General features: G+C 70.1%; 24 protein-coding genes. 14 read left to right on the forward strand and 10 right to left on the reverse strand.

From position 1 onward, the window contains the following. Window positions 1-34: 34 nt before the first annotated feature. The 4 genes from G472_RS0105695 to G472_RS0105715 all read right to left on the reverse strand — a co-directional run bounded on the left by G472_RS0105695 (window position 35) and on the right by G472_RS0105715 (window position 3,059). On the reverse strand, window positions 35-553 hold the full coding sequence (locus G472_RS0105695; protein ID WP_029007596.1) for a hypothetical protein: 519 nt from the start codon (window positions 551-553) through the stop codon (window positions 35-37). Next, entirely contained in the window at window positions 553-1,164 is a 612-nt protein-coding gene (locus G472_RS0105700; RefSeq protein ID WP_029007597.1) for a hypothetical protein, read from the reverse strand. The genes G472_RS0105695 and G472_RS0105700 overlap by 1 nt, the downstream gene beginning before the upstream one ends. Next, on the reverse strand, window positions 1,151-1,876 hold the full coding sequence (locus tag G472_RS40005) for a MotA/TolQ/ExbB proton channel family protein (RefSeq protein WP_029007598.1): 726 nt from the start codon (window positions 1,874-1,876) through the stop codon (window positions 1,151-1,153). Before G472_RS40005 ends, G472_RS0105700 begins: the two co-directional genes overlap by 14 nt. A gap of 373 nt (window positions 1,877-2,249) precedes the next feature. Then, window positions 2,250-3,059: a PhyR family response regulator anti-anti-sigma factor gene (locus G472_RS0105715; RefSeq protein WP_029007599.1), complete on the reverse strand. Its 810-nt coding sequence runs from the start codon at window positions 3,057-3,059 to the stop codon at window positions 2,250-2,252. 456 nt (window positions 3,060-3,515) lie between these two features. Between G472_RS0105715 and G472_RS0105720 the strand changes: the two genes are divergently transcribed. From G472_RS0105720 to G472_RS31510, 3 genes are all read left to right on the forward strand, one after another. Next, complete coding sequence (locus G472_RS0105720; protein ID WP_029007600.1) at window positions 3,516-4,049, forward strand: hypothetical protein; 534 nt, start codon at window positions 3,516-3,518, stop codon at window positions 4,047-4,049. 165 nt (window positions 4,050-4,214) lie between these two features. Continuing rightward, window positions 4,215-4,751, forward strand: a complete 537-nt coding sequence (locus tag G472_RS0105725; RefSeq protein WP_035691104.1) for a MarR family winged helix-turn-helix transcriptional regulator — start codon at window positions 4,215-4,217, stop codon at window positions 4,749-4,751. A gap of 4 nt (window positions 4,752-4,755) precedes the next feature. Next, on the forward strand, window positions 4,756-6,438 hold the full coding sequence (locus G472_RS31510; protein WP_035691106.1) for a benzoate-CoA ligase family protein: 1,683 nt from the start codon (window positions 4,756-4,758) through the stop codon (window positions 6,436-6,438). A 136-nt stretch (window positions 6,439-6,574) separates the two neighbouring features. Here the strand turns inward: G472_RS31510 and G472_RS0105735 are convergent, their stop codons facing one another. Both G472_RS0105735 and G472_RS0105740 read right to left on the reverse strand, forming a co-directional pair. Further along, entirely contained in the window at window positions 6,575-7,417 is an 843-nt protein-coding gene (locus G472_RS0105735) for a ChbG/HpnK family deacetylase (RefSeq protein ID WP_029007602.1), read from the reverse strand. Window positions 7,418-7,458: 41 nt separating this feature from the next. Continuing rightward, complete coding sequence (locus tag G472_RS0105740) at window positions 7,459-8,361, reverse strand: DMT family transporter (RefSeq protein ID WP_245593397.1); 903 nt, start codon at window positions 8,359-8,361, stop codon at window positions 7,459-7,461. A 262-nt stretch (window positions 8,362-8,623) separates the two neighbouring features. On the opposite strand from G472_RS0105740, the gene G472_RS0105745 reads away from it, so the two are divergent. From G472_RS0105745 to G472_RS0105765, 5 genes are all read left to right on the forward strand, one after another. Further along, window positions 8,624-10,225, forward strand: a complete 1,602-nt coding sequence (locus G472_RS0105745) for an ABC transporter substrate-binding protein (protein ID WP_029007604.1) — start codon at window positions 8,624-8,626, stop codon at window positions 10,223-10,225. Between the two features lie 67 nt (window positions 10,226-10,292). Beyond that, a complete protein-coding gene (locus G472_RS0105750) occupies window positions 10,293-11,303 on the forward strand; it encodes an ABC transporter permease subunit (RefSeq protein WP_029007605.1) in 1,011 nt (336 codons plus the stop codon). A gap of 7 nt (window positions 11,304-11,310) precedes the next feature. Further along, window positions 11,311-12,222, forward strand: coding sequence for an ABC transporter permease subunit (locus G472_RS0105755; protein ID WP_051340471.1), 912 nt, complete (start codon window positions 11,311-11,313; stop codon window positions 12,220-12,222). A 5-nt stretch (window positions 12,223-12,227) separates the two neighbouring features. Next, on the forward strand, window positions 12,228-13,208 hold the full coding sequence (locus tag G472_RS0105760) for an ABC transporter ATP-binding protein (protein ID WP_029007607.1): 981 nt from the start codon (window positions 12,228-12,230) through the stop codon (window positions 13,206-13,208). Then, on the forward strand, window positions 13,205-14,182 hold the full coding sequence (locus tag G472_RS0105765) for a peptide ABC transporter ATP-binding protein (RefSeq protein WP_029007608.1): 978 nt from the start codon (window positions 13,205-13,207) through the stop codon (window positions 14,180-14,182). The genes G472_RS0105760 and G472_RS0105765 overlap by 4 nt, the downstream gene beginning before the upstream one ends. Window positions 14,183-14,207: 25 nt before the next feature. On the opposite strand, the gene G472_RS31515 is transcribed toward G472_RS0105765, so the two are convergent. Both G472_RS31515 and G472_RS39685 read right to left on the reverse strand, forming a co-directional pair. Then, window positions 14,208-14,657, reverse strand: a complete 450-nt coding sequence (locus tag G472_RS31515; RefSeq protein ID WP_084536466.1) for a response regulator — start codon at window positions 14,655-14,657, stop codon at window positions 14,208-14,210. Between the two features lie 163 nt (window positions 14,658-14,820). Continuing rightward, window positions 14,821-15,378, reverse strand: a complete 558-nt coding sequence (locus G472_RS39685) for a hypothetical protein (protein WP_029007609.1) — start codon at window positions 15,376-15,378, stop codon at window positions 14,821-14,823. A 192-nt stretch (window positions 15,379-15,570) separates the two neighbouring features. Here G472_RS39685 and G472_RS38710 point away from each other — a divergent pair, with 192 nt between their 5' ends. After that, window positions 15,571-16,998, forward strand: a complete 1,428-nt coding sequence (locus tag G472_RS38710) for a hypothetical protein (RefSeq protein WP_029007610.1) — start codon at window positions 15,571-15,573, stop codon at window positions 16,996-16,998. Window positions 16,999-17,265: 267 nt separating this feature from the next. Here the strand turns inward: G472_RS38710 and G472_RS0105785 are convergent, their stop codons facing one another. Continuing rightward, the gene (locus G472_RS0105785; protein ID WP_029007611.1) at window positions 17,266-18,060 is read right to left on the reverse strand and encodes an alpha/beta fold hydrolase; all 795 of its coding nucleotides are present in this window, start codon (window positions 18,058-18,060) and stop codon (window positions 17,266-17,268) included. Between the two features lie 190 nt (window positions 18,061-18,250). On the opposite strand from G472_RS0105785, the gene murJ reads away from it, so the two are divergent. The 4 genes from murJ (at window position 18,251) to G472_RS0105805 (ending at window position 23,025) form a co-directional block, all read left to right on the forward strand. Continuing rightward, window positions 18,251-19,810, forward strand: a complete 1,560-nt coding sequence (gene murJ / locus G472_RS0105790) for a murein biosynthesis integral membrane protein MurJ (RefSeq protein WP_029007612.1) — start codon at window positions 18,251-18,253, stop codon at window positions 19,808-19,810. 98 nt (window positions 19,811-19,908) lie between these two features. Further along, entirely contained in the window at window positions 19,909-20,211 is a 303-nt protein-coding gene (gene fliN, locus G472_RS0105795) for a flagellar motor switch protein FliN (protein WP_029007613.1), read from the forward strand. A 103-nt stretch (window positions 20,212-20,314) separates the two neighbouring features. Further along, window positions 20,315-21,490: a hypothetical protein gene (locus G472_RS0105800; protein WP_029007614.1), complete on the forward strand. Its 1,176-nt coding sequence runs from the start codon at window positions 20,315-20,317 to the stop codon at window positions 21,488-21,490. Continuing rightward, window positions 21,487-23,025, forward strand: a complete 1,539-nt coding sequence (locus tag G472_RS0105805) for an ATP-binding cassette domain-containing protein (RefSeq protein ID WP_029007615.1) — start codon at window positions 21,487-21,489, stop codon at window positions 23,023-23,025. The genes G472_RS0105800 and G472_RS0105805 overlap by 4 nt, the downstream gene beginning before the upstream one ends. Window positions 23,026-23,052: 27 nt before the next feature. On the opposite strand, the gene G472_RS31525 is transcribed toward G472_RS0105805, so the two are convergent. Next, window positions 23,053-23,649, reverse strand: coding sequence for a septal ring lytic transglycosylase RlpA family protein (locus tag G472_RS31525; RefSeq protein ID WP_156927010.1), 597 nt, complete (start codon window positions 23,647-23,649; stop codon window positions 23,053-23,055). Window positions 23,650-23,836: 187 nt separating this feature from the next. Here G472_RS31525 and G472_RS0105815 point away from each other — a divergent pair, with 187 nt between their 5' ends. Then, a complete protein-coding gene (locus tag G472_RS0105815; RefSeq protein WP_245593398.1) occupies window positions 23,837-24,121 on the forward strand; it encodes an FAD assembly factor SdhE in 285 nt (94 codons plus the stop codon). Window positions 24,122-24,125: the final 4 nt, after the last annotated feature.

Raw genomic sequence — 24,125 nt, forward strand, 5'->3', positions numbered from 1 at the left:
GGTGGCGAGGAGGGCGGCGACGGAGGGCGTCCGGTCAGGCGTCCATTCCCGGATGCCGGTACTGCATGGGCTGGTCGACGGGGGCGCCGCCCTTGTCCGGCATCTTCGGCTGGGGCAGCGGGTAGAAGCGCGGGCCGTCGGTGTCCAGGGAGTCCTCGAAGGGCAGCTTCATGGCCAGGCCGGACTTGTTTTTCTCCGCATCCTGCATGGCTTTTTGCAATTCCTTGGCCAGCTCCTCGTCCCAGGGAAGCTTGTAGTAGCGCGGCTCCGGCGAACCTTCGAGCTGAAGCCAGAGGTAGACCCCTTCCTTCTCGCGCAGTTGGGCGGCCAGCACCAGCGCCTCTTCGGCGTTGGCGTTGTACCATTCCAGCCGGATCGGTTTGGGCTTGCTCAGCAGGTCGGCCATGCCGGCGTAGGCGACGGGCATGAAGCCGATGGAGACGACCACCGCCGCGGTCTTGATCAGGGCCCGGCGCGGCGACCAGATGGCGATGGTGGCGAGCGCGCCGGCCAGAACCACGGCGACCGCCTGGAGTTCGAGAAGCTGGGACATCACTTTTTCCTCCAACTGCGCAGGGCCGCCGGCAGGCTGTGCACGCTGCCTTCCTCCAGCGCGCCGGCTTCGGACAGCTTGAAGCGGTAGACGGTCGTCTCCTGCCCCTCGCGCGACAGGTCGACGGTGGTGGACAGAATCTGGCGCGTCACGTCGCCGGTCGGTGACTTGACCGAGGTGACGACGGTCACGGGCACCGGCGTGACCAGCGACTTGTTGCGGTACAGGTGAAGGTTCACCACGTACTCGCCGGGCGGGATGCCGCGCGAGTAGGTGACCTCGTAGTTCAGCTTCGTCGGGTCGGCGTTGCGGCCGAGGTCGTCGCGCAGCAGGTTGAAGATCACCCCCGCCTTGTTGGAGTAACCGACCGGCACGTCGCCGGGCGCGCGCACCCACAGGTCGACGTCGGCGTCCAGCTCGTCGGGCCAGCGCGCCTCAACCATGACGTTGCCGGGGGCGACCGTCTCGGACTCGGCGGTCTGCCGGGCCTCCGGCCGCACGTGGGGAAGGATCAGGATCACCACCGCCACGAAGCCGCACAGGGCCAGCGTGATGACGTCGCGGAAGACGGTGCCGGCGTCGTCCTCGTCGAAATGGTCAAGCGACTGCATGGCGCTCTCCCAGGGCGACGATCTCGGTGATCAGGTTCACGGTGGCGCCGGCCAGCATAGCGGCATTGATGTTCAGCCAGATGTTCAGGACCCCGCCGACCAGCGTGGTGTAGAGGGCGACGGCCATACCCTCGATCAGCTTCGACACCATCGGCGTGATGGCGGCGACGTCGCCGGCGTTCTCGGGATCGACGCCCGACAGGGCCATGATGAAGCCGATCACCGTGCCGATCAGCCCCAGCACCACCAGGGCGGAGGAGATGTGGCGGACCGTGCCCACCCGCGCCGACAGCTTGAACTTCAGCGCCGAGGCGGCGATGGCGCGGGCACCGGAGTCGCGCCCCTGAACCTCCGCCAGATACCGGGCGGCGCGCGAGGGCAGGGCGGGATCATACTCCTTGGCCAGGTTCATCTCGCGGCTGATGCGCCGGATGCGGTCCGCCGACAGCCCGAGCCCGGCCAGGAACACCAGGAAGATCAGCAGGCACAGGCGTGTCGTGTCGGCCGCGATGATCGGATCGATCAACCCCTCCGCCCACGCCGCGGCCAGCAGCGCGAAGCCGGCCCCGTTGACCACCGAGAAACGCAGCAGCAGCAGATAGCGCTGGGAGGCGAGCGACAGCCGCCCGGCGGCATCGCGGGGGTGGCTGCGCAGGACGGTGGGAATGGTACCACGGTGGGCGGCGAAGGCGTCGGCGGCAACGTCGGTCATGGACGACACTCCACGGGTGGAAGGGGGGAGGCGGTACGCAGCCGACTCGACGCAAAGGCCGTGCCAGCGCTCCGCCGATTCGTCCCGTTCCCTTCCCGTGGCGTGCCCGCCGCCGCTCCGTTCGGTGCGTTGTCGGCGGATTCCGCGATGCGCTGGCATGCGGCGTGCCGTCGGCATCATGGCCACGCTCACGCCGGTGGCCATTGCCTTAAATCAAACAAAACGCAGATTCGCGGACGTCATTGCCTAAAAAATAGGCTGCCACCGGCGCCGTTCCGGGGGCAGCCTATCTCATAGGCGATTGCTGCAACGCACAATTCACGGATTTGCCCACTGAGCGGGCGATCTGCCGAGAGCGCAGGCGGTGCCCCGATCAGGCGACCGGGGGCACCATGGCGCGTCCCTCTTCCGGGGCCGGCGTAAACACGGCGCGGGTGATCGCCTGTTCGATCTGTTCGCGGGTGAAGGGTTTCGGGATCACCGGACCCAGATACTCCACCCCCCGCCGGACCACGTCTTCTGGAAAGGCCGTCACGAAGATGACCGGCAGGAAGCGCTGGCGGCGCAACTCGCGCGCCACTTCGATGCCGTTGTCGCCTTCGGCCAGCCGGATGTCCATCAGGGCCAGGGTCGGCGTGTGTTCCGCCGCCAGGCCCAGCGCCTCGTCCATGGTGGCGGCGGTGCCGCAGACGATGTGTCCCATGGAACGCACGGTCTCGGCCAGGTCGAAGGCGATGATGGCGTCATCCTCGACGATCAGGATGGTCGCGGCCAGGCGCGCCCGCACCGCTTCACGCGCCCGCGCCAGCCGTTCCACCCCCTCGCCGGCCGGCAGGTCCAGGACGGCGGCGGCGTCGGCGGCGGCGAGATCCTCGAGGTTGACGAGCAGGTACAGCCTGCGGTCGGTCTCCCCCAGGGCACCGAGCGCCGCCTCCACCGGGTGGGCGGAGGTCGCAGCGGGCGCGTCGCGGTCATCCTGCAGGGTGTTGAGGTGACGGTACAGCGTCATGCGCAACGGCACCGTTCCGCCGTGCTCCCCGGCGTCCTCTCCCTCCCGGTCGAGGTACCACTCCAGGGCACGCGTCACCAGGGCGTCGCCGTCGGCCGGAGAGCCCGCCAGCGCCCGGGCGTATCGGCGCAGGTAGGGCAGCTGGGCCATCAGGTGCCGGGTGCGTTCCTCCATGTTCTTCCCCGTTCTCCTCAGGGGCGGGGCAACGGCCCCGCCTCAGCCATGTCTGCGGACGAATGTCGGCTTTCCCCGTGCACAATGGAACCGGGGATAAGGCATTATCTGGGGAGTTTCGTGGGGAGTTCGACCGGTTTACTGGAGATAGGCTCGCCGTGTTACCCCTAAGGGGCGCGGTCTCCCGTGGCCGCCGGCGGGACCCGCGTCGCGCCGCTGCGCAACAACGGGGATGCCGGCGCGGAACAATCGGGCATTGGGCGTGTTGTGACGGGCAATGGTGTGATTCCTCCCTGAACCGCCAGTCACTCGGGCGCCGTCGGCTTTGCCGACGGCCCTTTTTTTGGTCTCCGGTTTTGCTCCGGGATCCCTGGTGACACGCGTCGGCTTCCCCGCGTAGAGTGGCCGCCATCCGCCGCCAGATCGCGGCGCCCCGGGAGGAGTGCCGGCTCGGCAATGGACGAGAACGATCAGGAACAGGTGCTCACCGACGGCGTCCCGCCGCGGGAGCTGGACGATTTCCGGGAATGGCGGCAGCGGGTACGGGGAACGAACATCTCGGACAAGACCCTGCTGGCGACCGATTATCTCAATCACTTCAACGAAATCGTCATGTTGATCGAGATGATCCCGGACATGCCGGACATGCTGGAGGACTGCCGGGCCTGGCAACCCAAGTCGTATCAGGAGCATTTCCGCAACAGCGGCTTTTCCGACCGCGACCTCGCCATCGAGGCGTACGAGCATGTGCCGTCGAAATTCCGCCGGCCGTTCGAGGACACCATCCAGCAGATGAACCAGGTGGTCCACCACACGCTGGACCGCATCGCCGCCAACATGGACGGTGGCGATCCCGAGCGGCTGCGTCTGGATTGTCAGCAGTCCGTACAGATGATCCATCGGATCATTCAGGTGGCAAACGGAATCATCCATGGCACGGCGCATGTCATGGAGCAGGACGAGATCGACCTGTACCTTGGCAGCGCGTAAAGGGCTTGTTCTACCACTTTTGCACCGAGCCCCTCCGGAAACGTCGATTGATGGCCATCCCACCATTCGCTGGGCGCATGGGCCGGTCCTTCCCCGCCACCCTGCCCAACCTGTAGGCTGTCTTCAGGGTTGGACGCCCGATTTCGGGCGAAATGGAGACAATCGGTGAAAGCAGCCGTCAGTGCTGTGACCGACGAAATGGCCGCCGCGCCCGACGGCGTTCCGGTCGATGTCGAGGCTGCGGCCGATCTGGCGGCCCCGGCGGAAGTCAGGCTGTGGTTGCGCTTGCAGGCGACCACGGGGATCGTCAATGCACGATTGCGCAGTCGCCTCAACGCGGCGCATGGCGTCACGCCGGCCCGCTTCGATGTGATGGCGATTTTGGACAAGGCTCCCGAAGGGGGGCTGACGATGGGTGAGTTGTCGAAACGTCTGATGGTCACCAACGGAAACGTGACGGGAATCGTCGAGCGTCTGGTGCGCGACGGGCTGGCGGTGCGCCGCACCGCCCCCAACGATCGCCGCACCGGGTACGTCCGTCTCACGCCCGAAGGGGCAGACGCTTACCGCGCCATGGCGCAGTCGCATGAACGCTGGCTTACAGACCTCTTCAAGGGGCTGGGGCGGGAGGAGATGGCGGCGCTGCTGGCGCTGCTGGATCGCCTCAAGCGCTCCGCTCGGGCCGGCGTCGGGGAGGAGTGACAGGATGGTCGGGACCGCACATATCGACACCTTCGCCCGCGACCGGCTGCCGCCGTCGGGGCTGTGGCCGGAGTTTCTCCTGAACCGGCCGGAGATCAGCTACCCCGCCCGTCTCAATGCGGCGGCCGAGTTGGTGGACACCTGGATTGCCGCGGGACGCGGCGAGCGTCCCTGCCTGCTGCACCGGGACGGGGACTGGAGCTACGCCCGCCTGGCCGACACGGTGGACCGCATCGCCCGGCTGCTCACCGAGGATCACGGGCTGGTTCCCGGCAACCGGGTGCTGCTGCGCGGCCCCAACACGCCGATGCTGGCGGCGTGCTGGCTGGCCGTAATCAAGGCCGGCGGCATCGCGGTGGCGACCATGCCGCTGCTGCGCTCGGCCGAGCTGGCGTTCATCGTCGACCGCGTCAGGATCCGCATCGCCCTGTGTGACGGCGCCTATCTGGAGGACATGGAGCGGGCGGCGGAGGACGTGAACGGGCCGCTGACCGTGGTGCCGTTCAACCGCGCCGACGACCCGCAGGGGCTGGAGGCGCGCATCGCCGCCAAGGAGCCGGGCTTCACCGCGGTGGACACCGCGGCCGACGACGTGGCGGTGATCGCCTTCACGTCCGGCACCACCGGGCACCCCAAAGCCACCGCCCATTTCCACCGCGACCTTCTGGCCGTGGCCGACCTGTCGCCGCGGTCGCAACTGTCCACCACCGGCGACGACGTGTTCTGCGGCACGCCCTCCATCGCCTTCGCCTACGGGCTGGGCGGGCTGCTGCTGTTCCCGCTGCGGGTGGGGGCGGCGACGGTGCTGCTGGACCGTCCGACGCCGGAGCGGCTGGCCACCGCCATCGTCCGCCACCGGGCCACCCTGTGTTTCACCGTTCCCACCGTCTACCGCGCCATGCTGGCGCGCCTGGACGAGGGAACGCTGGAAGCCGCCAGCTTCGCGTCGCTGCGCGCCTGCATCTCCGCCGGCGAGCCGCTGCCGGTGACCGCCTTCGACGCCTGGTACCGGTTCACCGGCCTGACCATCCTGGACACGCTGGGCACCACGGAGATGCTCAACTGCGTCCTCGCCACGCCGCCGGACGCCGTCCGCCCCGGCGCCACCGGCAAGCCGGTCGCCGGCTATGAATGCCGGGTGGTCGACGAGGACGGACACCCCGTGCCGGCCGGCCAGATCGGACGCCTGGCGGTGCGCGGCCCCACCGGCTGCCGCTACCTCGACGACCCGCGCCAGCGCGCCTACGTCCAGGACGGCTGGAATCTCACCGGCGACGCCTTCCACATGGATGAGGACGGGTATTTCTGGTACCACGGCCGCACCGACGACCTGATCGTGTCGGGCGGCTACAAGATCTCCGGCCTGGAGATCGAGGACGTGCTGCTCCACCACGACGCGGTGGAGGAATGCGCCGTCGTCGCCGCACCGGACCCCATGCGCGGCACCATCCCGAAGGCGTTCGTGGTCATCCGCCACGGCGTGCATCCGGGCCCCGGCCTGACCGAGGACCTGCAGGAGTTCGTCAAGCGCCGCATCGCCCCCTACAAGTACCCCCGCGCGGTGGAGTTCCTGGAGGCGTTGCCGCGCACCGAGACGGGCAAGATCCAGCGCTACAAGCTGCGCGACCGGGAATGCCGCCGCATCCAGGAGGACGCCCGCCTGGAGGAGGCATCGCGCGTGGGATGATACCGGCGGCATCTGAAGGATGCCGCCGGTATCATCCTCTCGATCAATGCCAAGGCATTGATCTGCCGGGTTTTATGGTCGGCAATTGATGGAAGTGATCAATTGCCGACCGTACGAGGGGCCGGGGGACCGGCTGTCAGGCGAACCGTGCCGGCCGGATGCCCGCCCCGTCCAGCAGCGCACCGAACGCGGAACCGCCGAGATAGTCGTACTCCGCGGCCCGCGGCTCGACCAGGGTGTCGGCGGCGCGCAGGGCGTCGTCGGGGATGCCGGGATGCACCATGACCAGGGTGCGGCCCTGCGGACGATCCAGGAACCGCGGCATCAGCTCCGCCAGGCCGGCGCGCCCGCCGAAATCGTAGACGCCGCGGAAACCATCGTTGGCGGGAATGCCCGCGGCGCGCGCCAGGGCCGCCAGACCGCCGCCCAGTTCCGAGATCAGCAGCGTCTTCGCCACCGCCACGCCGCGGCGTACCACCGCCGTGCGGGGCTCCCGGCACAGGCGCACATAGGCGCCGGGCAGGCGGGCCAGGGCCGCCACCACCGCCTCCCGCACCACGGGAAGCTGGTGGACGTGCTGGTGCCCGTCGATGTAGGCGGGTGGGGCGCCGAAGGCGGCGGTGAAGGCGGCGACCTGGCGGTCGACCTCGGCCGCGATCTCCGCCGCGTCGAGCCGGCCGGCGAACGCCCGGCGCATCAGCACCGCCAGCGGCGGCAGTCGGCCCCGCGGCGCCAGCACCGGCATCGGGCCCAGCGGCGCCTGGTCGGTCAGCGTCAGGTGCAGCCCGACGTCGGCCAGCCCGGCCAGCGGCTTCAGCCGCTCCGCCTCCTCCGGCCAGAAGGGGCAGACGGTCATGCAGGACGTTGCCGTCAGCCGGCCCCGCCCGATCAGGTCGCGGATGGCGACGCCGACGCCGGGGGCCAGCCCGTAATCGTCGGCGCACAGGATGACGGAGGCGGTTGGGCGGCGGTGGGGCATGGCGCGACTTAAGCCCAACCCGCCGGCGGGCGCAACGGTGCTCAGCGCGCCGGGCGCGTCGCCATCAGCACACCGGGCAGGATCAGGGCGGCCCCGGCGAGGTGGAAGCTCTGCAACGTCTCGCCCAGCGTCGCCCAGGCCAGCAGCGCCGCCCACAGGGGCATCACGTACAGCGTGGTTCCCGCCCGCGCCGGACCGATGCGGGCGATGGTCATCTGGTAGGTTAGGAAGGCCAGGACCGACGCGATCACCGCCACGCCGAGCACGCTGAGGGCGGCCTCCGCCGTCGGCACCACGGGGCGGCCGGACAGGGTTTCCCAGGCGTAGAACGGGGCCAGGATCAGCACGCCGGACAGGGCGTTGGCGGCGAACAGGGTGACCACCGGAAAGGGCGTGCGCGAACGCCGCAGCAGGATGGTGTAAACCGCCCAGGCCGTGGCGGCGGCCAGGATCCACACGTCGCCGGTGTTGAACGACAGGCCCAGCAGCACGCCGGGATCGCCCCGTGCCAGGATCGTCAGCACACCCGCCATGGCCAGCGCGATGCCCGCGACCTGCACGGGCCGCACCCGTTCGCCCGTCGTCACCGCCGCGATCAGCAGGATCAGCACCGGGCTGGACGCGTAGATCAGGCCGGCGTTGGTCGCCGTCGTCCGCTCCAGCCCGACATAGACGAAGGCGCCGCACACGCCCATGCCCAGCGCCCCCAGCACCAGCAGCCGGCGCCAGTCCGCCAGCAGGTTCCGACGGTGTTCGCGCAGGCCGGGCAGGGCGAAGGGCAGAATCAGCGCGAACGCCACCAGCCAGCGCCAGAAGGCCAGCCCCACCGGCGGAACCGTATCGGCCGCGGCACGGCCGAGCACCACGTTGGAGGCCATGAAGGCGGAAGCGAGGAAGAACAGCGCATAGCCGGCATAGGGGCCCCGGTGCGGGGCTGCGGTCATGGTCATCCGGGACAAGGGGAAAAAACGGAAGGACGCGTGACCTTATCACGTCCGGGCGCGGGCACGGCAGGCTGCCGGAACAGACGGGCCCCGCGCCGGACGCAGGGCTCGCCTTCGGTGAGGTGCCCTGCGGCAGGGGCAGGGGCGTGCGAACCGGATTGACTCGCATGGGTGGCGCGCGCCTAATGGGATCAGAGTCTTAGCTGCGGCGCGATGGTGCGTGCGGCGATTCAAGCAACCGGATTGCGGGAGGCTTTTGGGAATGAAGCGCATCCTTCTGGGTGCCGGGCTGGGGTTGGTTGCGGCCATGGTGATGGCCGCCCCGGCGAACGCGGCCAAGACGCTGGTCTACTGCTCGGAGGGCAGCCCGGAGAATTTCAATCCGCAGATGAACACGACGGGCACCAGCTTCGACGTGGCTCTGCCGGTCTACAACAACCTGGTGCAGTTCGAGCGCGGCGGCACCAAGGTGATTCCCGCCCTGGCGGAATCCTGGACGGTGTCCGACGACGGCCTTGTCTATACTTTCAAGCTGCGGTCCGGTGTCAAGTTCCACGCCGGGAGGGATTTCAGCCCGAGCCGTGACTTCAACGCCGACGACGTGCTCTTTTCCTTCAACCGCATGTGGCTGAAGGACCACCCGTACCACGCCGTCTCCGGCGGCGAGTACGATTATTTCAACGACATGGCCATGCCGGAGCTGCTGAAGTCGATCGAAAAGGTCGATGACCTGACGATCCGCATCACGCTGAACACGGTCGAGGCGCCCTTCATCGCCAACCTGGCCATGCCGTTCGCGGCGATCTTCTCGGCCGAGTACGCTGACGCCCTGCTGAAGAAGGGCACGCCGGAGCGTCTGGATCACGCCCCGATCGGCACCGGCCCGTTCCAGTTCGTCGCCTACCAGAAGGATGCGGTGATCCGCTACAAGGCGTTCGAGCAGTATTGGGACGGCAAGCAGCCCATCGACAACCTGGTGTTCGCCATCACCCCCGATGCCGCCGTCCGCTACGCCAAGCTGAAGGCGGGCGAGTGCCATGTGGTGCCTTATCCGAACCCCGCCGACATCGCGGCCATGCAGCAGGATCCCGCCATCACGGTGATGGAGCAGGAGGGGCTGAACGTCGGCTACTTCGCCTTCAACACCACGAAGGCGCCCTACGACGACGTCCGCGTGCGCCGTGCCCTGAACATGGCGGTGGACAAGAAGGCGATCATCGAGGCGGTGTTCCAGGGGGCGGGCAAGCCGGCCAAGAACCCGATCCCGCCGACCATGTGGTCCTACAACGACACCATCCAGGACTATCCCTACGATCCCGAGAAGGCGAAGCGTCTGCTGGCCGAGGCCGGATTCCCCAACGGCTTCGAGACCGACCTGTGGGCGATGCCGGTGCAGCGGCCCTACAACCCCAACGCCAAGCGCATGGCGGAGATGATCCAGGCCGACCTGGCCAAGGTCGGCGTGCGGGCGAAGATCGTCACCATGGAGTGGGGTGAGTACCGCAAGCGCCTGCAGCAGGGCGACCACCAGACCGCCCTGTTCGGCTGGACCGGCGACAACGGCGATCCCGACAACTTCCTGCACGTCCTGCTGGGCTGCGAGGCGGCGCGGGCCGGCGGCTCCAACGTCGCGAAATGGTGCAACGAGGAATTCAACAACCTCGTCCTGCAGGCCAAGCGGACCACCGACATCGCCGCGCGCACCAAGCTGTACCAGCAGGCTCAGGTGATCTTCAAGGAGGAGGCGCCCTGGCTGCCGGTCGCCCATTCCCTGGTCCACATGGCGCTGAGCCCGAAGGTCGTCGGCTACAAGATGGACCCGTTCGGCATCCACCGCTTCCACGGCGTGGACATGAAGGAGTAAGGTGCCGCCGCCGCCCCGCTGCGGGGCGGCGGCGATCCGCCTTCCGTTTCCGATACCGTATCCCCCGATGCTGCGATTTCTGCTGACCCGGGCGGGTCTGGTGGTGCCGACGTTCCTCGGCATCACCGTGCTTGCCTTCTTTCTGATCCGGCTGGTGCCCGGCGACCCCATCGAGGTGCGCGTGGGCGAGCGCGGCATCGCCCCCGAACGGCTGGCCGAACTGCGCCACGCCATGGGGCTGGACCAGCCCCTGTGGAAGCAGTACGCCGATTACCTCGGCAACGTGCTGACCGGCGACTTCGGCGTGTCCCTGGTCACCCGCAACGCCGTCATCGACGAGTTCCTGTCGCTCTTCCCCGCCACCATCGAACTGGCGGCCGCCGCCATCCTGTTCGCCGTCGTTGTCGGGCTGCCGGCCGGCGTGCTGGCGGCGGTGCGGCGGGGCAGCGTGGTCGACCACACCGTGATGGGGCTGAGCCTGACCGGCTATTCCATGCCAATCTTCTGGTGGGGCCTGCTGCTGATCCTGCTGTTCTCGGTCAACCTCGGCTGGACGCCGGTATCGGGGCGCCTCGACCTGCTGTATTACGTGGAGCCGGAGACCGGCTTCATGCTGATCGACACGCTGCTGGCCGGCGATACCGACGCCTTCCGCTCCGCCCTGCGCCATCTGGTGCTGCCGGCGGTGGTGCTGGGCACGATTCCGCTGGCGGTGATCGCGCGCATGACGCGCTCCGCCATGCTGGAGGTGCTGGGCGAGGACTACATCCGCACCGCCCGCGCCAAGGGCCTGCGCGAGAAGCGGGTGATCGGCCTGCACGCCCTGCGCAACGCCCTGATCCCCGTGGTCACGGTCATCGGCTTGCAGGCGGGCACGCTGCTGGGTGGCGCCATTCTGACCGAGACGATCTTCTCCTGGCCCGGCATCGGCAAATGGCTGGTGGAATCCATCAACCGGCGCGACTACCCGGCGCTCCAGGGCGGCATCCTGCTGATCGCCACCACGGTGATCGCGGTGAACCTGCTGGTCGACCTGCTGTACGGGGTGCTGAACCCCCGCATCCGGCACGCGCGATAGGTGTGACATGAGCATGGACGTGCGCGCCATTCCCGGCGGGCCGGCGGACGCCTCCCGGCCGCCCCGGCCGCTGGTGGAATTCTGGTATCATTTCCGGCGCAACAAGGGCGCCGTCGCCGGCCTTGCCGTCATCCTGATCATCGCCACGGTGGCGGTGCTGGCGCCGTGGATCGCCCCCCACGATCCCCTCGTCCAGAACCGCGCCGCCATCCTTCAGCCGCCCGTCTGGCACGACGGCGGGAGCTGGAGCTACGTCCTGGGCACCGACGACATCGGCCGCGACATCCTGTCCCGCGTCATCCACGGGGCGCGCCTGTCGATGCTGGTCGGCCTGATCGTGGTGACGCTGTCGCTGGCGGTGGGGCTGACGCTGGGCATGGTGTCCGGCTTCTTCGGCGGTGTCGTCGACGTCGCCATCATGCGCCTGATCGACATCATGCTGGCCATGCCCAGCCTGCTGCTGGCGGTGGTGGTCGCGGCCATCCTGGGGCCGGGCCTGTTCAACGCCATGCTGTCGGTGGCCATCGTGGTGGTGCCGCACTACGCCCGCCTGATCCGCGCCGCCGTGCTGGCCGAGGTGTCGAAGGACTATGTGATCGCCTCGCGCGTGGCCGGCGCCGGACCGCTGCGGCTGATGCTGGTCACCATCCTGCCCAACTGCATGGCGCCGCTGATCGTGCAGGCGACGCTGGGTTTCTCCACCGCCATCCTCGACGCCGCCGCCCTGGGCTTCCTGGGCCTGGGGGCGCAGCCGCCGACGCCGGAATGGGGAACCATGCTCGCCTCGTCGCTGCAATTCCTGCAGCGCGCCCCTTGGGTGGTCACCTGGCCGGGCGTGGCGATCCTGGTCACCGTGCTTGCCTTCAACCTGTTGGGCGACGGGCTGCGCGACGCGCTGGACCCGAAGCTGAAGCGGTAGCCGCCATGGCCCTTCTCGACATCCGCAACCTGTCGGTCGAGTTCACGACCCGCGCCGGCACCTTCCGCGCCGTGGACGGCATCGACCTCACCGTGGACGAGGGCGAGGTCGTCGGCATCGTCGGCGAGTCCGGGTCGGGCAAGTCGGTGACGTCGCTGGCCGTCATGGGGCTGATCCCCGAGCCCGGCCGCGTCGTCGCCGACCGCCTGAGCTTCGCCGGCCGCGACCTGCGGTCGATCAGCGGCAGCGAGCGCCGCCGCATCGTCGGCAAGGACATCGCCATGGTGTTCCAGGAGCCGATGACCTCCCTCAACCCGTGCTTCACCGTGGGCTTCCAGATCATGGAGGCGCTGAAGGTGCACGAGGGGCTGACGGGACGGGCGCTGCGCGACCGCACGGTGGAGCTGCTGGACCAGGTCGGCATCCCCGCGCCGGAAAGCCGGCTGCGCGCCTTCCCGCACCAGCTTTCGGGCGGCATGAACCAGCGGGTGATGATCGCCATGGCCATCGCCTGCAACCCGCGCCTGCTGATCGCCGACGAGCCGACGACCGCGCTGGACGTCACCATCCAGAAGCAGATCCTGGACCTTCTGGCCCGTCTCCAGCGCGAGCGCGGCATGGCCCTGATCCTCATCACCCACGACATGGGGGTGGTGGCGGAAACCGCCCGGCGCGTCGCCGTCATGTACGCCGGCCAGGTGGTGGAGACGCGGCCCGCCGCCGACCTGTTCGAGCGGCCCCGCCACCCTTATACCGCCGCCCTGCTGGACGCCCTGCCGGAGCGGGCCGTCGGGCGGCGGCGCCTGCCGACCATCCCCGGCGTGGTTCCCGGCATCGCCGACCGGCCGGGGGGCTGCCTGTTCAACCCGCGCTGCCGCTTCACCGCGACGCGCTGCTGCGGCCTGCGCCCGGAGCTGGAGCCGGACGACACCGGCGCCACCCGCTGTTTCTTCCCGCTGCCCGCCCACCGGGAGGTGACGCCGTGACCGACGAAGCCATCGTTCTGGAAGCCCGCGGGCTTGAGAAGCGCTATTCCGTCAGCCGCGGCTTCCTGCGGGGGGCGGCGACGGTGCGGGCGCTGGACGGCGTCTCGTTCCAACTGCCGGCCGGGCGCACCCTGGCGGTGGTCGGCGAGTCCGGCTGCGGCAAGTCGACGCTGGCCCGCGCGGTCACATTGATCGAGCCGCCCAGCGCCGGGCACCTGTTCTACGACGGCCGCGACGTTGCCGGGCACAGCCGGGCCGAGCTGAAGGAACTGCGGCGCACCGTCCAGATGGTGTTCCAGAATCCCTACGGCTCCCTCAACCCGCGCAAGACCGTGAACGCCATCCTCGGCGAACCGCTGGTCATCAACACCAAGGCGAGTCGTGCCGAGCGGCGGGAGCGGGCGCTGGCCATGATGGCGAAGGTGGGGCTGCGGTCCGACCAGATCGACCGCTACCCGCACATGTTCTCCGGCGGCCAGCGCCAGCGCATCGCCATCGCCCGCGCCCTGATGCTGAACCCCCGCGTGGTGGTGGCGGACGAGCCGGTGTCGGCCCTGGACATCTCGATCCAGGCGCAGGTGCTCAACCTGATGATGGACCTTCAGGAGGAGCTGAACCTCGCCTACCTCTTCATCTCCCACGACCTCAGCGTGGTGCGCCACATCGCCGACGCGGTGATGGTCATGTATCTGGGGCGTCCGGTGGAGCACGGGCCCAAGGACGTGGTCTTCGCCCGCCCGCGCCACCCCTACACCCGCATTCTGCTGGCCGCGACTCCGCGCGTCAGGGCGGCGGAGCGGGCCGAGCGCATCGTGCCCAAAGGAGAGCTGCCGTCGCCCCTGAACCCGCCGCCGGGCTGCCCGTTCCACAAGCGCTGCCCCGCTGCACGCGAGAACTGCGCGGTCGACGTTCCGGCGCTGCGGCCGGTCGACGAGCGCCTCGTCGCCTGCCACTACGCCGAGGAGATGGCGTGACGGAGCCCCGGATCGCCGGCCGCGTTCAGGCGATGGCCGGCCGGACGCGGCGGGCGGCCAGATCCAGAACGGCCTTGAGTCGGGCGGTCGAGAACGGTTTGTGGATGATGCCCAGCGGATAGGTTTCGGTGATCCGCCGCATGGTGGCGTGATCGGCGGAGCCGGACAGGAAGATGGAGCGCACCCCGAAACCGGCGGACAGATGCCGCGCCGTGGCGATCCCGTCGCCGTCGCCGCCCAGCCGAACGTCCATCAGGGCCACGTCGGGGCGCTCCCGACCGGCGAGGGCAAAGGCTTCCGCCTCCGTGCCGGCGACCCCGCAGACCGTATGGCCGAGATCCTCGACCGTGTCGCGGATCGCCAGGGCCATGCGGGCGTCGTCCTCGACGACGATCACCCGCAGGACCCGCGGCCCCCGGCGCCCGTGCTCCGCGCGGTCGCCGTTCCGGTCATGTTGAACGCTCCGCACCACCATCGGGCACCTCGGGATGTGGCGTGGTTAACGATTGGTTACCTATCGATAGAGGTAGCGGGCGCTCCTGTGGAAATCAAGTGACAATTTAGCCGAAAGACAACGCAGGCATGCCGATGGCCGCCTCCGTTGCGGGGGAGGGGAGCAGGCTGCCCCGGCACCGGGGTCAGCGGCGTGCCGGCTTCAGCCAGTCGATGGAGCCGGGGGTGTTGGCGGCGGGCCGGGCCGTCAGGGCCGGACGGGGTGGCCGGGTTTCCCCGGGCGGCAGCAGCCAGGACGGGGCCGGCACGACCGGTGCCGCCGGTGCCGCCGTGAGAGGGGGAACGGGGGGCGGGGCCATGGCGGGCGGGGGCGGCGGCGGCGGTGCGAACGGATCGGCGGCGGGGGACGGGGGGGCGGCAGGGTCCCCGGTGATCGGCGCCGCGCCGGCGGCCGGAACCGATTCCGGCCGCCGGGCGGCGTCGCGGATGCCGATGAGCTGGGATACCGCGTACTGGAGCAGCGGTGCCATGGTGGCGGCGTCCGCGAGATCCGCTGTGGTGAGGGACGCGACACGGGCCCGCACCTGCTCCACCGTGGCGTCGATGTGGCCGCGCAGCGCGTCGGCCTGCCGCTGCGCCCGCTCCAGGTCCTGGCGCAGGGTGGAGATCTCGCAAGCCTGGCGCAACTCATGGAAGCCGATGGTCTGCGCCGCATCGCGCAGCGACCGGAAGTCCTGGGGCATCGTCGCCAACCTTCGAATACGTGAGGCGCCCGGTCACACCTTTCGCACGTTAGGCGTCGTTGTGTGCCGTTGGAAACCGTTTGCGCCCTGATATGGCTTGTACTATTTTTTGCCCGCCGGTGAAATGGATTCCTTCGGCTGTGCACGGGCACCTCAGCCGGTTTCGCAACGCTTTCCTTCCGAGTTGTCACGGTGACGATTGATCGCACGGAACTCGAACGGCTCCTTGCCGATCGTCCGACCGGCAACCGCAGCGCGATGCAGGCGGTCAGGGACAGTTATGACGACATCAGCCTCATGCGGGAACGCGGCCTGTCCTGGGCCGACATTTCCGATGTGCTGGCGAAGCTCGGCATCACCGCCCGCGACTCCCAGCCCATCGCGCCGGTGACGCTGCGGTCGGCGTTCTTCCTGGTCGGCGCGGAAATGCGCCAGGGGGGCGGGGAGCCTGACGATGCCACCGCGGACGGCACGGCCGACGCGGCGACGCTGGCGGCCGTCCACCGCGCCGCCCTGGCCGCCGGCCAGCCTGCCGCCCCGTCACCGCCCGCCGGCGGCGACAGGGCCGCAGCGGTGGCCGCCCCGGTCGCCGAAGCGCCCGCCGCCCCCGTATCCCTGCTCGCCCCGGCGCCGCCTCCCGAACCGGTGCAACCCGAACCTCCCGCTCCGGAGCCGGAGCCTGCCGGGCCGGCACCAGGCGAGTCGCTGCCGCCCGCGGACCCGCCGGCGCCCGTCCCGGCCGCTGCCCCACCAACACCTGCCGCACCGCAACCGACCCCACCCGTTACGACGAACGAGCTTTGGAAAGGCGATTTCATGCTGGGTACGATCTTCGTCCTCAATGACCGCGGCGGCGTCGGCAAGACGCTGCTGTCGCACCACCTGATGGCGACCGCCATGCTTGAGGGCCTCCAACTCCGGGTCGTCGAGTATGAAGTCAACGAGCGCTTGGCCCGCCTGTTCGGCCCGGAGATCGTCGAGCACCGCCGCATCTCGCAGGACTTCATGAACCTGATGGGGTCGGGCGACGGCTTCTACGAGTTCTGGGACCAGATCGGTCCGGAGCTGCAGCGGGGCGGCCGCCTCTTCGACTTCGGCGGCAACATCAGCCAGTGGTTCTTCAACTGGGCCGAGGTGTCGGGCTTCGACTATTACGTCGGCGACGGCGAGCGGCTGACCTTCATGGTGCCGGTGACCGTCGATCTGGCGTCCCTGTCCACCGGCATGGCCACGCTGGACCGCATCGCCGCCATCGCCCCCCGCGCCAAGCGCGTGCTGGTGGAGAACGGCGTGTCCGGCCCCTTCAGCCAGCTCGAGGATTCCCAGTACGGCCGCCGCAAGGCCGAACTGGTGGAGCGCGAGGGGGTTCAGGTGCTCTCCATGCCGCCCTGCACGGCGCCGGCCTGGGCCCGCCTGACGGGTCACCGTCTGGACCAGGTGGCCACCATGACGCGCGAGGACCTGGCCAAGCTCGGCATGACGCCGCCGGTGGCGTCGCGCTCGCTGATCGTGATCCACGAATGGCTGCGCACCATGCGTCAGGCGCTGGCGCCCTATCTGGTCGACGCCTTCCGCCAGACCGCACCCGCCGGCGGCAAGACCGCCGCGCCGGTGCGCTGATCACAGATCGTCCTTGCCAACTCACCTCTTCTCTCGGGGAGAGGGCGGTGCGCAGCACCGGGTGAGGGGGTGTCGCGACGCCCGTAAGCAGCAAGAACCGTTACCCTCTCCCCATCGGGGAGAGGGGGCCGGTGCCTGCCGAACTCTCCCCTCTCCCCGGGGGGAGGGCAAACACGATGATCTCCGCATAATCCCAACGCCGTCCGGGGCTCCCCGTCGGCACCATCATGCGCGATGCCGCCGGTCCGGCCGACCGGCAACGCGCGATCAGAGGAAGCCTTCCAGGAGCGTCACGAACGCCTCCGGCCGTTCGGCGTGAACCCAGTGGCCGGCGTCGGCGACCATCTCGGTGCGCGCAGACGGGAAGTGGCGGGCGATGGCCGGCGCGTGGTCCGGGGTGATGTAGTCGGACCGCCCGCCGCCGATGAACAGGGTGGGGCCGTCGTAGCGCGCGGTGCCGACGTCCGGGAACCCGATCAACGCGTCCATGCCGGCGGCCAGGGCGTCCAGGTTGATGCGCCAGTGGAAGCGGCCGTTCTCCTGCACCAGGTTCTGCATCAGGAAGGCGCGCAGCGACGGGTCGGGGACGCCGGCGGCGAGCTGGGCGTCCACCTCCGACCGGCGGCTGCACCCCTCCAGCCGCGCCGCCTTCATGGCCGCCACATAGGGGGCGTGGGAGTGGGTGTAGGCGACGGGGGCGATGTCGGCGACCACCAGCCGCTCCACCCGCCCCGGGTGGGCCAGGGCCAGCATCATCGCCGCCTTGCCGCCCATGCTGTGGCCGACCACCGCGGCCCGCGCGAAGCCGCGGTCGTCGAGAAAGCGCAGCAGGTCGGCCGCCATCTCCGGATAGCTCATGGTCGGCGCCCAGGGCGAGCCGCCATGGTTGCGCAGGTCGAGCGCGTAGACGTGGTGGCGCTCGCCCAGCCGGCGCGCGATGGTCTGCCAGTTGCGCGCCGAGCCGAACAGCCCGTGCAGCACGAGAAGCGGCGTGCCGCCGACCTGCTCGCCGGCTTCGAGATAGGTGAGGGGAAGTCCCCGGGGCTCCGCGTCGGAGGGCATGGTCCTGGTCCGCCTGTTCGTTTCGTCGCAGCCGCAAGGGCACGGCGCATCTAACGCAACGCCGCCGCGGGGTGCAAGGTGCCGCGGCGGTGCCCCGACGCCGCCCGACGGCGGCGGCGTCGCCGAACTGGCGCCCGCCGGTGCTTGTCCGTAGGATGCGCGCCGCTCGTTGTCCCGGGGATCCTCCACCGTGCTTCGCAACATCCTGTCCGTCGGCGGGCTGACGCTGGTCAGCCGTGCGCTCGGCTTCGTGCGCGACATCCTCACCGCGGCGATCCTCGGCGCGGGGCCGGTGGCCGATGCCTTCTTCGTCGCCCTGCGCCTGCCCAACCACTTCCGCGCCCTGTTCGCCGAAGGCGCCTTCGCCTCGGCGTTCGTGCCGCTGTTCTCGGAGCGGCTGGTGCGCGACGGGCAGGAGTCGGCGCGGCGCTTCGCCGAAGAGGTCATGGCCCTGCTGCTGGCGGTGCAGGCGGTGATGCTCGTGGCGTTCCTGGCGGTGATGCCGTGGTTCATGCTGGTCTTCGCCCCCGGCTTCGCCGACGATCCCGAACGCTTCGACCTGGCGGTGCTGTTCACCCGCATCACCTTCCCCTACCTGCTGTTCATGGCGCTGGAATCGCTGCTGGCGGGCGTGCTCAACAGCGTGGGGCGGTTCGGCGCGGCGGCGGCGGCGCCGATCCTGCTGAACCTCTGCCTGATCACCGCGCTGCTGGCCGCCGCCCCCTTCCTGCCGACCGCAGGCCACGCACTGGCCTGGGGCGTGTTCGCCGCGGGCGTCCTCCAGTTCCTCTACCTCGCCCGCGAGGCGGAGCGCGCCGGCATGGGGCTGCGCCTGGTGGCGCCCCGCTGGACGGCGGGCGTGAAGCGCTTCCTCACCGTGCTGGGGCCGGCGGCGCTGGGGGCCGGGTTGGTGCAGATCAACCTGTTCGTCGACACCCTCATCGCCTCGCTGCTGCCCACGGGGTCGGTGTCGTACCTTTACTACGCCGACCGGCTGAACCAGTTGCCGCTGGGGGTCATCGGCATTGCGGTCGGCACCGTGCTGCTGCCCGAGATGGCGCGGCGCATCAAAGGCGGTGACGAGCCCGGCGCGGTGGAAAGCCAGAACCGGGCGATCGAGCTGGCGCTGGTGCTGACCCTGCCGGCCGCCGCGGCCTTTCTCATCGCCGGCCTGCCGCTGATCTCCGTGCTGTTCCAGCACGGCCGCTTCGGGCCGGAGGACGCGGCGGCGGCGGCGGCCGTGCTGCAAGCCTACGCCGTGGGGCTGCCGGCCTTCGTGGTGATCCGCAGCCTGGTGGCCGGCTTCCACGCCCGCCAGGACACGGCGACGCCGGTGCGCCTCGCCGTGGCGGCCATGCTGGTCAACGTCGGGCTGAAGGTGGCGCTGATGGCGCCGCTGGGCGTGGTCGGGCTGGCGCTCGCCACCTCCGCCTCCGCCTGGGTCAACGCCGGGCTGCTGGCGTGGATGCTGCACCGGCGCGCCCTGTTCGCCGCCGACGCGCGGCTGCGCCGCAACCTGCCGCGCATGGCCGCGGCCGCGGTGCTCCTGGGGGCCGGGCTCCGGGGCTTGCAGGAGGTGCTGGCGCCCTGGCTGTTCGCCGGCGACCTGGTGTCGCGCGTCGGCGGGCTGGCGTTGCTGGTCCTGGCGGGGGCGGCGGGCTACGGCGGGCTGGCGGTCCTGCTGGGCCTGCTGCGGCGCAGCGACCTGACGCGGCTGCGGCGGCGGGGCGGGGGTGCCGGGCCGACCTGACCACCCGTTGTCCCGGGCCGCGGCGGCCGTTGGCGTTGCCGAACCGTTCCCGGTCGGGGTACACCTATTGCAGAAGCGACGAGGGCGAACGACACGCCATGGCCAACATCGACGATCTGCTGGGTTCCTCCGGCTCCGACGGGGACGATCCCGACCAGTTCGCCATCGGCGACGCGCCGGTGGAGATCAAGGTGGTGATCGGCACCGCCATGCTGCGCGTGCGTGACCTGCTGAAGCTGGGCCGCGGCGCCGTGGTGGAGCTGGACCGCCATCTCAAGGACCCGACCGACGTGTACGTCGAAGGGGTGCTGGTCGCCCGCGGCGAGGTGGTGATCGTCGACGACAAGATCGGCGTCACCCTGACCGACTTCATCAAGTCGAGCCGGGAATGGAAGCGCTGAGCGCGCCGCAGCCGCATTTTCTCTGGACAGCCGTGGAGGGCTTCGGTTTCCTCTGCGGCGGCCGCGGTGCCGTTGTGCACCGCCCACCACCCGGCCCGAACCGATGGACGGACCCCTCGTGACCCTTTCGGCGCTGAACCGTCTCGCCCGTTCCCGCGCGCTCGCCTACGGCGCGTCGGCCGCCCTCCTGGTCGCTTTCGGCGCCGCCGGGGCTTCCGTGTTTCCCTTCGCCACGGGCATGCCGGAGAACACCGGCGTCTATCGTCCGCCGCAGCCGGTCACCGGCCTGCTGCCCGACAAGGGAATCCCCGTCTACGATCTGCTGGGCGAGGTGCGCACGCGGCGCAGCGGCATCGCCAGCATGGATGAGGGCGGATACATCCGCGTCGCCCGCTACGACCGCACCGAAACGCCGGCCGACCGGCCGGAACCGGTGCTGCTGGCCGCCAACGTGCGCACCCTGTGGGTGCTGGCCACCGACGCCGACCGGGCGGAACTGCGGGAAACCGCGGCCGAGTTCGTCGCGGCGGCCCGCGTGGCGATCGAGGGAGCCCTGGCGTCCCCGGTCTTCGCGCGGGAGTACAAGCCGGTGCTGGAGGATTCCGTCGCCCGCGCCTTCAGCGAGGCGTGGAACGCCCCGGCGACCCGCGACGCGGCGGCGGCGGTGCTGCGCATCGGCCAGCCGATGTTCCGCGGCGTGGTCGCGGATGATTTGCGTCCGGCGCTGCTGGAACGCCTGACCCCGGCGATCTGGGAGGCGGCGCGGGGTAGCGCCGCCAACCTGCTGGAGGTCTTCTCACGCGGCTTCACCCTGGACCTCGTTCCGCTGGAGGAGGCGGTGGCCGGCGCGCTGGCGGACGAGCGGGTGCGCAAGGGCGCGACCGATGCGGTGGCCGCCCTCGCCGCCACACCCCAGGCCCGGCACCTGGCCGAGGTGATGGCGACCGAATTGGTGCACCGCCTGCGCACCGACGACCTGTTCACCACCACGCTGGGCAACCTGTTCGGCGACAGCCGGTTCTCCGCCTATCTGGCGCCGGTCGGTCCGCCGGCCCTGCAGCTTGCGCGGGCCGCCCCCCGCACGCTGGCCCGGCTGGAGGAGAAGGCCGATCTCAACTCTCTCGCCGCCGACATCTTCAAGTCCCAGGCGCGCGGCCTCAGCGGATACGTGATCATCTACATGACCCCCGAGCAGCGCGACCGCATCGCCGCCATCGACCCGCTGGCGCCCGTCACCCTGGGCACCGTCACCCCCGCCGCCGCGGGAGGTGCGTCGTGAGCGCCGTTGCCGCCGTCGACGCCCCGTCGGCCCCGCCCGTCGAGCCGACGCTGTCGATCCGCAACCTCACCATCACCGCGCCGGGCGGTGCGGTGCTGGTCGAGGATGCCAGCTTCGACATCGGTCCGGGGGAGATTGTGCTGCTGGTCGGCCCGTCGGGGTCGGGCAAGACCACCATCATCAACCTGTTGAGCGGGCTGCCCGACGCCCTGTCGGGTGGTTGGAAGGTCACCGGCACCATGCGGTGCGAGGGGCGCGACTTCGACCTGGCGTCCGACCGCAGCGAGATCGGCGGTCTGGTGTTCCAGCAGAACGCCCTGTTCGACGACCTGTCCACCGGTGAGAACCTGCGCATCGCCGCCGACCACGCGCCGCCGCAGGACACGGAGATGCGCGACTGCGCCGTCTCCCTGCTGCCCGACGTGGGGCCGGACAAGCTGGTGAGTTCGTGCAGCGGCGGCCAGCGCCAGCGCGTTGCCATCGCGCGCACGCTGCTGGCCAACCGGCCGGTGCTGTTCCTGGACGAGCCCAACTCCGGCCTGGACATCCGGTCGTCCCGCGCCCTGGCCAGCATGGTGCGCGACATCTGCCGGCGCATGGGCAAGCCGGCGGTGATCGTCGCCCACCATGTGGAAGACCTGCTTCCCATGGCCGACCGTGTGCTGCTGCTGGACACCCGCACGCGGGAGCTGCGCGCCGTGGCGCCCGATGCGGACGTGATCCAGCGCGAGATGATGGGGCTGGCGCCCGGTGCCGCGCGCTCCGTTGCCGAGGGGGACGAGGAACCCGATGGCGCGTGGGCCGGCCGGCTGCCGCGCGCCGGCCGGCTGCACTGGTTCGCCCGGTACTTCGGCGAGTATTTCTGGGTGCTGTGCGCCTCGCCGCTGATGCTGATGTACGTGGCGCTCGGCGGCGCCATCGTCGGCTTCGTGGAGATCTGGTTCGGCTTCAACTACCACTCGTTCGGCGGCTATCTGAAGTCGCTGCTGCACGACGAGACGCTGGTGGGGCTGGGCTTCATCCAGGTGACGGTGGCGGTGCCGCTCATCACCTCGATCCTGGTGGTGGCGCGCAACAACGCCATCATCGCCGCCGACCTGGGCAACCGCGTGCTGTCCAGCCAGTTCCGGGCGATGCACAACCTGCGCGTCCCGTCCAACGTCTATCTCATCGGCTCGGTGCTGCTGAACATGGTGCTGGGCTCGGTGGTGCTGATGGCGGTGGCCATGGCCACGGCGGGCTGGGCGTCGCTGCAGACCTGGCACCTGCTGTTCCCCGGACAGGCATCGGAGCTGTGGCGGGAGAACTTCTTCCGCACCTTCCTGTCGGGCGAGGCGCAGGTCTACCGCGACCTGATGTACGTGCTGATCAAGACGGTGCTCAGCGCCGGGTTCGCCGGGCTGGCCGGCGTGCTGATCGGCCTGCGCAAGAAGACCTCGGTCGTGGCCATCAACTATGCCGTCGCCGAATCCATCGTCGCCGGCGTGTCGATCACCCTGTTCATCCACGCCGCGGTGGGCATCGCCCAGTTCTGACGCCCACCCCGGCATGGGATCACGGTGTCACGGCAGCACCGTCGTCTCCGCCTCGGCCATGTCCTCGTCCCCCGCATCGTCGGCCGGCGTTTCGGCGACCAGCAGGACGTCCGTCACCGGCAGAGGCGCCGGCTCCGGGTCGGCGCCCACGGGGGCGGGCAGGGCGTCGTTGTCGGCGATGAGCAGGGGCGGGTCGCCCACCACGAAGACGCGGACGGGGACGATCCCCTCCTCCTTCATGCCCAGCCGTTCGGCGGCGCGGCGCGACAGGTCGATGACGCGGCCGTCGATGAAGGGACCGCGGTCGTTGATGTCCACCTCGACCGAGCGGCCGTCCTCGATGCGCACGACGCGCACGCGGGTGCCCAGGGGCAGTGTCTTGTGGGCCGCGGTCATGGCGTTCTGGTCGAACACCTCGCCGCTGGCGGTCTTGCGTCCGTGGAAGCCGGGGCCGTACCACGAGGCGATGCCCGTGTCGATGAAGGGCCGGGCGTCGGCGGAGCAGTCCTGCGCCGTGTCGGGGCAGTCGCCGGGGTCGATGGGGGTAGCGCCGGATGGGGCGGCATTCGCAATGATCAACACTCCGGCGAGCCCCGCCACGACCGACAGCCGATACCCCGGCATATGTCCCTCCTCCGCTTTGGTTGAACGATGTCCGGGCGGACCAACATGGAGGCATGCCGTTCGGTTCCCCCGCCTGTCCGTCGGGGCGGGGCCTGTGGGACGCGGCGCAGGGACAGGGTCCTTGCCGCGGCGGCGGGGTTGCGCTAGGTCTCGCCCATCGGGAATGTGCGGGCAGGGAGCCAGGGTCTTGACCACCTCAACCGAAACCATCGAGGTCCGGCGCCGGCGGCTGCGCTTCCGCGCCTGGCACCGCGGCACGCGCGAGATGGATCTGCTGATGGGTAGCTTCGCCGATGCCCACGTGCCGGAGTTCGACACGCCGCAGCTCGACCGCTTCGAGGCGCTCCTGGAACTCAGCGACCCGGATCTCTATAACTGGATGAACGGCCGCGAGCCGGTGCCGGCGGAGCACGAGTCCGATGTGATGCGCCTGCTCACCCGGTTCCGTTTCACGCCCCGCCAGGGCTCCTGAGTTT

It is taken from the genome of Azospirillum halopraeferens DSM 3675, assembly GCF_000429625.1.
In the GTDB taxonomy this organism is placed as follows: domain Bacteria; phylum Pseudomonadota; class Alphaproteobacteria; order Azospirillales; family Azospirillaceae; genus Azospirillum; species Azospirillum halopraeferens.

Excerpts from the sequence above, each read along its gene's own strand:
- fliN (WP_029007613.1), top strand. The coding sequence starts at position 19,909 with ATGGCCAACATCGACGATCTGCTGGGTTCCTCCGGCTCCGACGGGGAC.
- G472_RS39685 (WP_029007609.1), bottom strand. The coding sequence starts at position 15,378 with ATGCCCCAGGACTTCCGGTCGCTGCGCGATGCGGCGCAGACCATCGGC.
- G472_RS0105740 (WP_245593397.1), bottom strand. The coding sequence starts at position 8,361 with ATGACCGCAGCCCCGCACCGGGGCCCCTATGCCGGCTATGCGCTGTTC.
- G472_RS0105760 (WP_029007607.1), top strand. The coding sequence starts at position 12,228 with ATGGCCCTTCTCGACATCCGCAACCTGTCGGTCGAGTTCACGACCCGC.
- G472_RS0105695 (WP_029007596.1), bottom strand. The coding sequence starts at position 553 with ATGTCCCAGCTTCTCGAACTCCAGGCGGTCGCCGTGGTTCTGGCCGGC.
- G472_RS0105715 (WP_029007599.1), bottom strand. The coding sequence starts at position 3,059 with ATGGAGGAACGCACCCGGCACCTGATGGCCCAGCTGCCCTACCTGCGC.
- G472_RS0105735 (WP_029007602.1), bottom strand. The coding sequence starts at position 7,417 with ATGCCCCACCGCCGCCCAACCGCCTCCGTCATCCTGTGCGCCGACGAT.
- G472_RS31525 (WP_156927010.1), bottom strand. The coding sequence starts at position 23,649 with ATGCCGGGGTATCGGCTGTCGGTCGTGGCGGGGCTCGCCGGAGTGTTG.
- G472_RS0105720 (WP_029007600.1), top strand. The coding sequence starts at position 3,516 with ATGGACGAGAACGATCAGGAACAGGTGCTCACCGACGGCGTCCCGCCG.
- G472_RS0105785 (WP_029007611.1), bottom strand. The coding sequence starts at position 18,060 with ATGCCCTCCGACGCGGAGCCCCGGGGACTTCCCCTCACCTATCTCGAA.
- G472_RS0105700 (WP_029007597.1), bottom strand. The coding sequence starts at position 1,164 with ATGCAGTCGCTTGACCATTTCGACGAGGACGACGCCGGCACCGTCTTC.
- G472_RS0105750 (WP_029007605.1), top strand. The coding sequence starts at position 10,293 with ATGCTGCGATTTCTGCTGACCCGGGCGGGTCTGGTGGTGCCGACGTTC.
- G472_RS31515 (WP_084536466.1), bottom strand. The coding sequence starts at position 14,657 with ATGGTGGTGCGGAGCGTTCAACATGACCGGAACGGCGACCGCGCGGAG.
- G472_RS0105755 (WP_051340471.1), top strand. The coding sequence starts at position 11,311 with ATGAGCATGGACGTGCGCGCCATTCCCGGCGGGCCGGCGGACGCCTCC.
- G472_RS0105800 (WP_029007614.1), top strand. The coding sequence starts at position 20,315 with ATGGACGGACCCCTCGTGACCCTTTCGGCGCTGAACCGTCTCGCCCGT.
- G472_RS0105745 (WP_029007604.1), top strand. The coding sequence starts at position 8,624 with ATGAAGCGCATCCTTCTGGGTGCCGGGCTGGGGTTGGTTGCGGCCATG.
- G472_RS40005 (WP_029007598.1), bottom strand. The coding sequence starts at position 1,876 with ATGACCGACGTTGCCGCCGACGCCTTCGCCGCCCACCGTGGTACCATT.
- G472_RS31510 (WP_035691106.1), top strand. The coding sequence starts at position 4,756 with ATGGTCGGGACCGCACATATCGACACCTTCGCCCGCGACCGGCTGCCG.